This window comes from Methylorubrum podarium, assembly GCF_022179745.1.
Taxonomy (GTDB): domain Bacteria; phylum Pseudomonadota; class Alphaproteobacteria; order Rhizobiales; family Beijerinckiaceae; genus Methylobacterium; species Methylobacterium podarium.
Window position 1 is genome coordinate 1 of the sequence record NZ_BPRD01000025.1, and the last position, 11637, is coordinate 11637.

General features: G+C 70.4%; 12 protein-coding genes and 1 pseudogene. 8 read left to right on the forward strand and 5 right to left on the reverse strand.

Going from position 1 to position 11637, the window contains the following annotated elements; all coding sequences use genetic code 11:
- Positions 1 to 467: MFS transporter (locus MFF42_RS01220; protein WP_238253707.1), on the reverse strand; the 467-nt coding region annotated here is incomplete at its 3' end.
- 433 nt (positions 468 to 900) lie between these two features.
- Between MFF42_RS01220 and MFF42_RS01225 the strand changes: the two genes are divergently transcribed.
- From MFF42_RS01225 to MFF42_RS01240, 4 genes are all read left to right on the forward strand, one after another.
- Positions 901 to 1353, forward strand: coding sequence for a CBS domain-containing protein (locus MFF42_RS01225; protein WP_238253712.1), 453 nt, complete (start codon positions 901 to 903; stop codon positions 1351 to 1353).
- Positions 1354 to 1518: 165 nt separating this feature from the next.
- On the forward strand, positions 1519 to 1800 hold the full coding sequence (locus MFF42_RS01230) for a hypothetical protein (protein WP_238253721.1): 282 nt from the start codon (positions 1519 to 1521) through the stop codon (positions 1798 to 1800).
- Positions 1801 to 1836: 36 nt separating this feature from the next.
- Positions 1837 to 3693 (forward strand): P-loop NTPase family protein, encoded by a 1857-nt coding sequence (locus MFF42_RS01235; protein ID WP_238253723.1) that lies wholly within the window; start codon positions 1837 to 1839, stop codon positions 3691 to 3693.
- Positions 3694 to 3905: 212 nt separating this feature from the next.
- A complete protein-coding gene (locus MFF42_RS01240; RefSeq protein WP_238253732.1) occupies positions 3906 to 4073 on the forward strand; it encodes a hypothetical protein in 168 nt (55 codons plus the stop codon).
- A 293-nt stretch (positions 4074 to 4366) separates the two neighbouring features.
- On the opposite strand, the gene frc is transcribed toward MFF42_RS01240, so the two are convergent.
- Positions 4367 to 5644 carry a formyl-CoA transferase gene (gene frc / locus MFF42_RS01245; protein ID WP_238253737.1) on the reverse strand — a complete coding sequence of 426 codons (1278 nt, stop codon included), beginning with the start codon at positions 5642 to 5644 and terminating at the stop codon, positions 4367 to 4369.
- Positions 5645 to 6027: 383 nt separating this feature from the next.
- Here frc and MFF42_RS01250 point away from each other — a divergent pair, with 383 nt between their 5' ends.
- The 4 genes and pseudogenes from MFF42_RS01250 (at position 6028) to MFF42_RS01270 (ending at position 10367) form a co-directional block, all read left to right on the forward strand.
- Positions 6028 to 6711: a GntR family transcriptional regulator gene (locus MFF42_RS01250; protein ID WP_238253739.1), complete on the forward strand. Its 684-nt coding sequence runs from the start codon at positions 6028 to 6030 to the stop codon at positions 6709 to 6711.
- 339 nt (positions 6712 to 7050) lie between these two features.
- A pseudogene (locus MFF42_RS26425) lies at positions 7051 to 8138 on the forward strand (glycosyltransferase family 4 protein).
- Positions 8139 to 8172: 34 nt separating this feature from the next.
- On the forward strand, positions 8173 to 9261 hold the full coding sequence (locus tag MFF42_RS01265) for a glycosyltransferase family 2 protein (RefSeq protein ID WP_238253761.1): 1089 nt from the start codon (positions 8173 to 8175) through the stop codon (positions 9259 to 9261).
- 56 nt (positions 9262 to 9317) lie between these two features.
- On the forward strand, positions 9318 to 10367 hold the full coding sequence (locus MFF42_RS01270) for a glycosyltransferase family protein (protein WP_238253743.1): 1050 nt from the start codon (positions 9318 to 9320) through the stop codon (positions 10365 to 10367).
- Positions 10368 to 10421: 54 nt separating this feature from the next.
- Here MFF42_RS01270 and MFF42_RS01275 read toward each other — a convergent pair whose 3' ends face one another.
- The 3 genes from MFF42_RS01275 to MFF42_RS01285 are packed head-to-tail and all read right to left on the reverse strand — an operon-like array spanning position 10422 to position 11200.
- A complete protein-coding gene (locus MFF42_RS01275) occupies positions 10422 to 10730 on the reverse strand; it encodes a hypothetical protein (protein ID WP_238253745.1) in 309 nt (102 codons plus the stop codon).
- Between the two features lie 59 nt (positions 10731 to 10789).
- On the reverse strand, positions 10790 to 11017 hold the full coding sequence (locus MFF42_RS01280) for a hypothetical protein (RefSeq protein ID WP_238253746.1): 228 nt from the start codon (positions 11015 to 11017) through the stop codon (positions 10790 to 10792).
- Positions 11018 to 11200, reverse strand: coding sequence for a hypothetical protein (locus tag MFF42_RS01285; RefSeq protein ID WP_238253748.1), 183 nt, complete (start codon positions 11198 to 11200; stop codon positions 11018 to 11020).
- Positions 11201 to 11637: the final 437 nt, after the last annotated feature.

Sequence of the window (11637 nt, forward strand, 5' to 3'; positions counted from 1 at the left end):
GCCGCCGGCCTCACCGCGATGGGCTTCGGCGCGGTGAGGCCGGCGGCGAGGCCGCGCCGGTCGGGGAACCACTTGAGCGAGTTGCCGACGCAGGTGCCGTAGACCGCGCCCGCGCCGGTTCCGCCGATCACGGCGCCGACATAGAGCAGGGTCAGCGAGTCGGCATAGGCGTTGATCACCCAGGCCAGGCCGCACATCAGGCCGCCGGCGAGCGTCACGACCCGCGGGCCGTACTTGTCGACGAACCAGCCCTCGATCGGAACCAGCCAGGTCTCGGTGACGACGAAGAGCGTGAAGGCGACTTGGATCGCGGCGCGGTCCCAGCCGTGCCGCTCCTGGATCGGGTTGACGAAGAACGTCCACCCGTACTGCATGTTGGCGATCATGCACATGCAGATGATGCCGAACAGCAACTGCAGCCAGCGGTTCGTTGGTGGTCTTACATCGGTGGTCGAGGGATGGGTCATGGACGTATCTCCAGTGTACGCTCGATTTTCCGAGCTTTTTGGTCAGTTTTAGTCCGACTATATTTTTATGAAACGAACGTATTATCGGTTGGCATAGGTCGAGAACGCCGACGAAAGGTCAGCGCCGCAATGATTTAACTGAAACCTTACAATGTTCCGATTGACACCTCCGCCGACTGGCTTTGCCGAATCCTGGACGATGTGCGTGCGCGATCGAGGGCCGGGCGGTTGATCGGAGCCGGGTGGAAAGCGGATCCTGACGCGGATCGGGCCGCTCGAATTTCCGGCGTGAAGGCCCGGTGGCTCGATCCTGCCGACGGGTCCGGGCACGGCGGCACCATAATTCAAAACGCAGGATTGACAATAGGTATGTTGTATACCAGCCTGCGGTCCAAGGCGGCCCCATCGAGAGGCACGCCGTTGGAGAAGCGCCGTGTTCGGAACGATGCGCCGTGCGCCGGACGCCGCGGGCGTCCGCACCATCCACAGGGACCGGTCGGTGGCCGAGGCGGCGCAGCTCCTGGCCCAACCGGGAGCCGGCGCGCTCGTCGTCGTCGAGGGCGAATCCGACGAGACCGTGACGGGCCTCCTCACGCAACGCGACATCTTCCGCGCCGTGGCGACCGAGGGTCCCGAGGTCTACAACCGCAGCGTCTGGCTCATCACCGATCACGACTTTCCGGCCGTCGATATCGGGGCCTCGGCGCAGGAGCGCCTGAAAACCTTCTGCGAGCGGAGGGTCGATCACATCGCCCTGATGGAATCCTGCCGCATCAGCGCGATCCTGAGCATCTGGGATTGTGCCGGCCAGGATATCGGCCAAGGTATCGGTCAGGATGGCCAGGCGCGGGCGGCGACGAACCCGTCGCCATCATCGCATACGTGAAGGCGCACGGCCCCTCCTGCGCGCGATCATCCCCCGCGCACGACGTGTCGAGGCCATGGACCGCATCCGACGGAGCGGACAGACTGCACCGGGCGTTGTGCAAAAATTGAACTGGAACCGGCCGGACGACATCTCCGAGAAAAGGCGCCCGCCATGGAAACCCCAATGAAACACCTGACCGTCGTCGAATGCCCGGTCGTCTTCCCCGGCGAGAACGAATTCGGTGCGTCGAGCGTCGACATGCTGCCGCGCCTCGGCATCGCCGGCGGCCTCGAGAGCCGCCACATCCGCGTTCTCGACGAGCGCGTCATCGCCGTCTGCATCTGGCGCAGCTCGTTCTGCGCCAAGCTGTTCTTCGACGCGGCGTGGCACGAGCGGGCGGCGGCCGTCTGGGGCGACGCCTACCAGATCCGGTTCGAGGCGATCGAGAACGCCTCCGCGGCCTGACCGGACCGCGCGATCGAAGCAGGAAGGGCCCGCGCGATGGACAAAGCCGCGCCGCCCCCCGCCGACGACCCCTCCAGCGAAGCGCCCGCGGATGCGGCGGGCGCGCCGCCCTTCCATGCCTGGGATCCGGGCCTCGAACCCGGCCTGCCGCGGGCGATGCGCCCGCTCGCGACGGTGTTCCGGCCCGAGAACGTCTCCTTAAGCTTCCCCGACATCCTCGAACTGTCCGACCTGAGCGGTCTGAACGCGACCCAACTCGCCCCCTTCCGCGCCGAGCGCCTCGTCGTCCACGAGGTGCTGATCCGGGTGATGGCGGACATCTCGGTTCCCGTGGGCGAGGTCTACGCCGATCTCGGGCTGAACTTCCGGCGGATCGTCTCGACCCTCTTGGACGAGGGCGTGGCGCACCGCCTCGACGCGGTCGCGGCGGAACTCGAGGCCGTCCGCGCCGAGGCCGACGCGGTCCTCGACCGCGAACTGTCGGCCCTGCTCGACGCGACGCCCGCGCCCGCCCCCGAGCCGGCCTCCGGCTGGACGCGCTGGCTCGCCCGCCTCGGCGCGCGCGAGCCGCCCTCCCCCCGCATCGCCCCTGGTGCCGGCGACAGCCAAGCCGGCCTCCTCGCCCGGCTCGACGCGCGCTGCGCCGCCGCCGACGAGGCGGACACCCTGGAGAGCGCCGCCCGCGAGGCCCTGCGCACCGTGTTCGGCCACGTCATCGCCCGCCAGGGCATGCTGATCCGCGACCGCGCGCTGTTGCGGCGGCTCGCCGGGATCCTCGTCACCAACCGCTGCGGCAGCGACCGGATCGGCGCGCTGATCGCGCCGTGGATCGAGGCGGTCGCCGAGGCCCAGGGCTACCATCGCCCGGCGCCGCAGGCAGAGCCGGTGGTGATGACCGTCAAGGGCGCCTCGGCCTCGGGCAAGAGCACGATCCGGCCCTACCAGCGCGGCCTCGCCGGGCGGATCGGCGCCGCGTGGCAGGACTTCGCCGTCATCACCCCCGACGTCTGGCGCAAGTTCCTGCTCGACTACGACAGCCTCGGTCCGGCCCGCCGCTACGCCGGCCCGCTGACCGGCCACGAGGTCGAGATCGTCGACGCCAAGCTCGACCGCTACATCACACGCAAGGCCGCGAATGGCCGCCTCTCGCACCTGCTGATCGACCGCTTCCGCTTCGACAGCTTCTCGACGGAGGCCGGCAGCGACGGCGCCGGCCAGCTCCTGACCCGGTTCGGCCACCGCGTCTACCTGCAGTTCATGGTCACGCCGCCCGAGGAAACCGTGGAGCGGGCCTGGAAGCGGGGCGAGGAGTTCGGCCGCTACAAGGCGGTCGAGGATCTGCTCGCGCACAATGTCGAGGCCTTCACCGGCATGCCGCGGCTCTTCTTCAACTGGGCCCTGCGCCGGGATCGGCCGGTCTTCTACGAATTCCTCGACAACAGCGTGCCCCAGGGCGCGCGCCCGCTCACCATCGCCTTCGGCACCAACGACACGATGACGATCCTCGACGCGAAGGCGCTGCTGGCGATCGAGCGCTACCGGCGCATCGACATCCGCGCCCGCAGGGCGGCGGACGTCTATCGCGGCGTCCCCGACGCGCCGGAAGCGGAGGCGGGTTTCCTGCGGGGGGTGCTGCGGCGCCTGTCGGTCGTGCGCTTCGCGGATCGGGCGACGGGCCGGGTCTTCGCCCGCTTCGAGCGGGGTCGCCTGCTCGGCCTGGACCCGGGCGGGCTCGCCGCCGCGCTCACCGATGCCGCGACGGCGCGGGCGCTGGCGGCGGCGGGTCTGCCGCAACGGACCGACGACGTGCCGTCGCTCGACGAAGGGCTTTGCCCGACCGAGACGTCGACGCTCGGCGCCTGGGGTCGGGAGACCGATCAACCGGCCTCCTGAACGCCCGTCTTCTCGCAGTGCGACATCTGCTGGTAGCCGTCATGCCGCGCCCCGCAGCGGAAGTTGCGCGGGCATTCCGGGCAGACTAGCATACCGGAATCGGCCGCGTGCACGTCACGCATGCCCGTATCTGGTATTTTGTACTTCATATTCCAAAAAGGCAGAGCTACCCCTTTCGCACCGCACCATAGCCCGCACCGTCGGAGACCATCATGCTCGCTACTTGGCTCGCCGCGCTCGTCTTCTTCGTCGCCCTGCAGGCTCTGCTCGTCGTCAAGCTCGCCGACCGTCTGACCGTTTCGGGCCGTGGTCGGGACGGTCAGGCGGACCGCGGCACCGAGACCAAACAGACCGCCGACCGCTACGCCCGCGCGGCCTGACCGACGCCCGAGGGACCAAGCGGAGCGTGGCCCGCGGAGGCCGACCGGGCGAGGGTCATGCGGTCCTGTGCGGAGGAGCCGAGGCACGCCTCCGCGGGCGGCATCGTGGCGAGGAAGGCCTGCAGCTCGGCGTCGGAGATGTGCCCGAACGCGCCTTCACCAGATCGGCCAAGGAATTGTCCGGAGCATGGTCGGTCATCGCCGTCTCCTCCGGATCGTTTGGGACTTCGGCATAGCTGGGTGCGGGCGATCAGGTCTCGACCGGCCCGCGATCGGACGAAGGCCCCCGCCGGCTACTCCGCGGCGATGCGGTGGACGCCGCCGACGGCTCCCGAGCCCAGAATGTCCCCGATCTCGGCATCGGTGCAGCCCAGCACCTCGCGCAGGATCTCGTCGGTGTGCTCGCCGAGCAGCGGCGCGCGGGTCACCTCGGTCGGGCTCGCCGACAGCTTGATCGGGTTGCCGACGGTCAGGTAGCTGCCGCGGGTCGGGTGCTCGACCTCGACCACCGTGCCGTTCGCCCGGAGCATCGGATCCTCGGCGATCTCCTTCATCGACAGGATCGGCCCGCACGGGATCTCGTAGGCGTTGAGGATCTCCATCGCCTCGAACTTGTCGTGCTTCATCGTCCAGGCTTCGATCCGCGTGAAGATCTCGTTGAGATGCGGAAGCCGCGCCTTCGGCGTGGCGTAGGCCGGATCGGTCTTCCAGTCCGGCTCGCCGATGATGTCGCAGATCGCGCCCCAGACCGCGCCCTGCGTGATGAAGTAGATGTAGGCGTTGGGGTCCTGCTCCCAGCCCTTGCACTTGAGGATGCGGCCGGGCTGGCCGCCGCCGGAATCGTTGCCCGCCCGCGGCACCGCCTCGCCGAAGGGCACGCCCTCGCCGTACTGGCTGTACTCCATCAGCGGACCGTGGCCGAGGCGCTGCTGGTCGCGCAGCTTCACCCGGCAGAGATTGAGCACCCCGTCCTGCATGGCGCAATCGACCCGCTGCCCCTGCCCCGTCTGGGTGCGCTGGTAGAGCGCGGTGACGATGCCGAGCGCGAGGTGCAGGCCGGTGCCGGAATCGCCGATCTGCGCGCCCGAGACCATCGGCACCCCGTCGCGCCAGCCGGTGGTGGAGGCCGCGCCGCCGACGCACTGGGCGACGTTCTCGTAGACCTTGCAATCCTGGTAGCGGCCGGGGCCGAAACCCTTGACCGAGGCCAGGATCAGACCCGGATTGGCGGCCTGGAGCCGCTCCCAGGTCAGTCCCATGCGGTCGAGCGCGCCGGGGGCGAAGTTCTCGACCATCACATCGCACTCGGCGATCAGCCGCCAGAGGATCGCGTTGCCCTTGGGGTTCTTGGCGTCGAGCGTGATCGAGCGCTTGTTGTGGTTCAGCATCGTGAAGTAGAGGCTGTCCACGCCGGGAAGGTCCTGCAACTGCTGGCGCGTCGCGTCGCCCACGCCCGGCCGCTCGACCTTGATCACGTCGGCGCCGAACCAAGCGAGCAGTTGCGTGCAGGTCGGCCCCGACTGAACGTGGGTGAAGTCGAGGATCCGAACGCCGTCGAGCGCCTTGCCCATCGCAGGTCTCCTCCCCAGGAGAGTGGCCTATTGTTCGCGCGCCCGTCGGCCGATGGCGTCGGCCGGGGCACATCGTCGAGAAGCCGTGCCGGCTTCGGAGCACCGCGCGCGCTCGGGCCATCCGAGGAAAGCTGCCCTGCGCCCAGCGAATGCTGACGGTCTCGACTTCAAGGTTTCTTTCTGGCATACCAGATGCCAGACGTCAACATTTGCGGGTCCCCGGGTCGCTGGCCGTACGGGCTCGTGAGGAAAATCCGGAGGCATAAGCCGGGCGCATGGGTGCGGCCGGCTTGTCTTCCCAGAGGCGAGGCGCCATGCTCGTACGGCTCGATGCCCCATCTCCGGGCCCGCATCCTCATCGGCATCAAGGTCGGTCCGACGCGATGGAAAATCTCTCGATCAAGCCGATCGTTCCGGCGACGAGCCTGCGGACCCTCGCCTACGAGGCGCTGAAATCCGCCATCACCAACATGGACATCTACGGCCAGTCCGGGGATGTCCGCCTGGACGAGCGCGGCCTGTCGCAGACGCTCGGCGTGAGCCGCACGCCGATCCGCGAGGCGCTGACGGTGCTGGAGCAGGAAGGCTTCGTGCGCAACGAGCCCCGGCGCGGCGTGTTCGTCGTCAAGAAGACGAGGCGCGAGATCGTCGGCATGATCCAGGCCTGGGCCGCGCTGGAGAGCATGGCGGCCCGTCTCGCTTGCACCGCCGCCTCGGACGACGATCTGGCCTGCCTGCGCCGCACCTTCCCCGAGTTCTTCGACGGCAAGCCCTACGAGCATCTCGACGAGTACTCGGAAGCCAATATCCGCTTCCACCAGAAGATCATCTCGCTGGGGCACAGCGAGGTGATCAAGGACCTGACCAGCAACCTACTCATGCACGTGCGCGGCATCCGCAGCACGGCGCTCCGCGAGGGCGACCGCGCCTCGACGTCGATCGCGGAGCACGTGCAGATCATCGAGGCGCTGGAGGCCCGCGACGCGGAGCGCGCGGAGCGGCTCGTGCGCGACCACGGCCTGGGATTGGCCGACCACGTCCAGCGCTACGGCGACCATCTCGACTGACGCTTCCGTTCCGGCCGAGGCTCGGCGCTGAATCGCATCGGAGTCGCCCCGCAATGACGGTGGAAGCCGTCATTGCAGCGTACTTCCTTGGCGCAACGAAAACCCTACAGGGCTGCGGCGCTGCTCCCTCTCGTCAGCAGTCGTCAGAACCCGGCAGGGTCTCGCGAAGCGCGGGTGCATGACACGTCAGCCGCCTGCGTCACTTTTATTCCTCCTCCACTTCGTTTCCTGAAGGGTTCGTTCATCGGGCGTTCCTAGATCACCGGCGATGGTGCGGTCAGAAGCCTGGCCATTGGACTTCCCCAAGGTCCTTCACGCCGCCGACGTCGGACAACGCCCTTGAAGATCGCCGTCATCGCTCATCTCAAGTTCCCGATCGCGCAGCCCTATCTGGGCGGCCTCGAGATGCACACGCATCACTTGGCCGGCGCGCTGCGGGCGCGGGGCCACCGGGTCACGCTGTTCGCCTCCGAAGGCTCCGATCCGGCGCTGGTGCCCCATCCCGTCTGCCCGCCGACCGGCGACGCGCTGGGCGACCCGGTGGCCTGCGAACGGATCGAGCGGGCCGAACTCGCGGCCTACGAGCGCATCATGGAGGCGGTCGCCCGCGGCGGCTTCGATCTCGTGCACAACAACAGCCTGCACGATTTTCCGCTGCGCGCGAGCAACACGCTCGCCGTGCCGATGACGACGGCGCTCCACACCCCGCCCTTCGAATCGCTGGCCGACGGCGTGCGCGCGGCCAAGCCCGGCATGATCTTCGCCGCCGTCTCGCCCTCGCTGGCGCAGGAATGGCGCGACCTCGTGCCGGACGCCCGCATCATCGGCAACGGCATCGACCTCTCGACCTTCGCCTTCAGCCCCGAGGCCGACCCGGCCGACTACGTGTTCTGGAGCGGGCGGATCGTGCCGGAGAAGGGCACGCATCTGGCCATCGACGCCGCGCGGGTGTGCGTCTGCGCTTCGCCGGCCCGAAGCCGAACCCGCGCTACTGGGACGAGTGGATCGCCCCGCGGCTCGGGGACGGCGTCGCCTATGCCGGCCATCTCTCCCATCGCGAGCTGGCGCGCCAGCTCGGCGGCGCCCGGGCGGCCATCGTCTCGCCGCGCTGGGAGGAGCCGTTCGGCCTCGTCGTCGCCGAGGCGCTGGCCTGCGGCACGCCGGTCGCCGCCTTCGGCCGCGGCGCGATCCCCGACATCGTCGATCGCTTCTCCGGCGCGCTCGCACCCGCCGACGACGTGGCGGCCCTGGCCCGGGCGATCGAGCGCGCCGTCACCCTCGACCGCCGCGCCTGCCGCCGCCGGGCCGAGACGCTCTACGACGCGCATGTGATGACCGACGGCTACGAGGAGCTCTACCGCGAGGTGCTGGCCGGGGCTCCGGCCAACCGCTCCCGCGCCGCCGTCCTCGAGCGCCCGGCGGCCTGACGCCATGTCGCCTGACGCCATGTCGCCCGGCGCCATGCCCGCGCTGCCCGGTCCGGCCGTCGTCTGCATCCCGGCTCGCAACGAGGCCGAGCGCCTGCCGCGCCTGCTGCGGGCCCTGGCCGCGCAGGACGGGTTCTCGGCGGCCGCGCCCCTGAAGGTCGTGGTCGTCGTCAACAACTGCACCGACGGCACGGTCGAGGCGGTGCGCGCCCTCGAAGGCGCGGGCGCGCTCGACAGCCTCTCTCTGCGCCTGATCGAGGCGACCTTTCCCGCGGCGGAAGCCCATGTCGGCACCGCCCGGCGCCGCGCCCTCGACGCGGGCGCCGACTGGCTGGAGAGCGAGGGGGCGCCCGCGGGCGCGCTGCTCACAACCGATGCCGATGCGCGGCTCGCGCCCGGCTGGGTCGCGGCGAACCTGCGCGCCCTGGAGCGGGCCGAGATCGTCGGCGGCCGTCTCGTGATCGACGACGAGGGCGCCGCCGACCCGTCGCTCGCCGCCTTCCACGCGCGGGTCGAGCGCTACTGGTCCGGCGTGCGCGCCCTGGAGGATGCCCTCGATCCGCCGCCCCACGACCCGGCGCCGCGCCACGGCGACCATACGGGGGGCAGCCTCGCGCTCCGGGCCTCGCTCTACCGCGCGGTGGGCGGCCTGCCGGCCCTGCCCCGCGGCGAGGACAACGCCCTGGTCGGCGCTGTGCAGCGGGCGGGCGGGCGCCTGCGCCACTGCCCCGACGTGTCGGTGCTCGTCTCCGCCCGCACCGCCGGGCGGGCCGAGGGCGGCATGGCGACCGAGATGCTGCGCCGCGCCCGCGTCGTGCGCGAGGGCGAGGCCTACCGCCTGCCGGTGGCGGCCCACTGGGAACGGATCATCCTGCGCCGGGCCGCCCTGCGCCGCGCCTACCGCGAGGGCGATGCGCCGGCTGCCCTGCTCGGGCTCGGGCTCGACGCGGAGGACCTGGCCGCCATCGATTGCGCGGCGTGCCCCAACGACATCGCCTTCGTGGAGCGCGCCCATGCGCGCCTGGAGGCGCGGGACGGCCCAGCCGCCGAATGCGGCCTCGACGAGGCGCTGGCCGCGCTCGATGCGCGCGTCGCGGCCCTGCGGCGCGACCGGGCGGCCTGAGATCTGCTTGCCGTCGAAGCGGTCACCGCCTCGCACCGCACTGTTTCGGAGCCCGCATGACACGTCCGGTCGGCTACTACGTCCACCATCAGGGCGCCGGGCACCTTCAGCGGGCGATCGCGCTCGCGCGGGCGCTCGACGCGCTGGGGCGGCGCTGCACGCTGATGGGCAGCTTTTCCGGCCTCGACATCTCGGGCGCGCCCGGCCCCGTCCTCGACCTGCCCGACGACCGCCTGGACCGGAGCTTCGACGGGCAAGACGGCGCCGACCAGCGCCCCGAATGCTTCCACTACGTGCCGCTGAACCATCCGGGCATCCGCGCGCGGATGGGCCGGATCGCCGCCTGGGCGGCCGAGCACGACCCGGCGCTGATCGTCGTCGACGTCTCGGCGGAGGTGGCGCTGCTCGCCCGGCTGCTCTCGGTGCCGAGCCTCGTCGTGCGCCTGTCCGGCACCCGCACCGACCGGCCGCACCTGGAGGCGTTCCGGGCCGCCTCGCGCCTGCTCGCTCCCTTCCCCGAAGCGCTCGACGGCGGCGACGTGCCGGCCTGGATCCGCGAGAAGACACTCTACGGCGGCTTCCTCGGGGGGGCCCCCGTGAAGCTGGCGCCCGAGGAGGATGGGCGCATCGTCGTGGTCTTCGGCCGCGGCGGCGAGGGCGGCCGGATGGAGGCGCTGATCGCGGCCGCCGCGGCGGTGCCGGACCGCGCGTGGCACGTGCTCGGGCCGGTCACCGGCACGGGATCGCCACCGGACAACCTGAACCTGCACGGCTGGGTCACGGATGTCCGCCCGCACCTCGTCCCTGCCTCCCTCGTCGTGGGCGGGGCGGGCGACGGGCTCGTCACCGCGGTAGCGGCCCTCGGCAAGCGCTTCCTGTGCCTGCCCGAGCCGCGCGCCTACGACGAGCAGGGCGCCAAGGCGGACGCGCTGGAGCGGCTCGGCGCGGCCGTCGTGCACCGCGCGTGGCCGGAGGCGGCGGCGTGGCCGAAGCTCGTCGCCGACGGCCTCGCCCTCGATCCGGGCATCGTCCGGCGCCTCGCCGAGCCCGACGCGCTCGCGCGCACGGCAGCGGCGATCGACGCCCTCTGTCAGGATGCCGGCTGACCGACGTTCGGCCGGCATCCGTTCGTCGCGATCCTGTTCGAAGGAGCAGGCCGCTCAGCGCTTCGGAGACGAACTCGGATCGCTGATGCGGCGCAGGTTCTCCGGCGGAGTCTCCGCCTCGGTGGCCTCCACCGACTCGATGCTCCCGCCGGCGATCGAATCGCGCCGGTCGAAGCCGGAGGCCGTGCGCGCCACCTGCGCCTCCCAGCCCGGGTCCTCCTGCAGGGCCCGCTGGAGGTCGGCGGGACGGGCGACGTCGAGGGGGCTGTCCTGCCCGAAATCCTGGCCGTTGCGGTCGGCGTGGGCGTTGAAGTCGCGCAGGGAATCGTGCTCGGAAGCGGGCTTGCCGCGGCGCTCGTCCATGTCTCTTCTCCTGATGCGGAGGGAAAAGCTCCGCTCGATGTCGGTCGGGCGCGAAGGCCTCAGTGCGAGCGGTCGGTGCGGTCGGGGGCATTGCCCTTGCCGCTGTGGGCGTGGTGCGCGTCGCGCTCACCGCCGCCTCCGGACACGCCGGACTTCGACGCGTTGGTTGGGCTGCCGGGGGTCGGCCCGTGATCGGACTCGACAGGGGGCTTCGACCGGTCCTGATGGCTGCTGCCCGGCCCGCCGTGATGACGGTCGGTGTTGGGATGCTTCGCGGACGTGCTCATTCAGCGATCCTGCTGGTGGCCCTGATGGGTGGTGTTGACCTTCGCGTTGCCGGTTTGGCCGATCTTGTCGGGATCCTTCGTCTGCGAGGAGGCCTGTCCCTGAGCGGCGGCGGTCTCGGGCGCGCTGCCGGGGCCCTTGTCAGAGCGGTTGGCCGGCGGAACGGGTGGGGGCTTGGTGCTCATCGAGAGTCCTGGGTTCGCAAGTCGGAGACGATCCCTGAAGAACCGGCCGCGCGTCGAAGAGTTCGGATCGATGGACGAAACTTTTCAGCTAAGGTTCTTGTTTTCGCACTGCGCCGCAGGAAATGGCTAAGGCATCATCGATGCGTCTTGCGCTCGCATTTGACGCGGAAATGCTTTGCCGAGAGGATGAATTTGCTTGGCCGGAGCGCTTTTTTTCAGAAGCTCTGCTCCTCCAATACGACAGTCGCTTGATCGCTTCGGTCTTTCCGCCGTCGATGTGAGCCGGCACCGAAGCGATCACGGTGTCACGTCGACCGGTCGCCGATGACGCTCCGGCTCGGCCCCGCTCAGAACGGCCGCTCCGCCGGGACGCGGGCGGCGGCGATTTCCTCGGGGCTCGGGCCGCGCAGGAGGGTGATGTCGGGCTCGCGATCCGC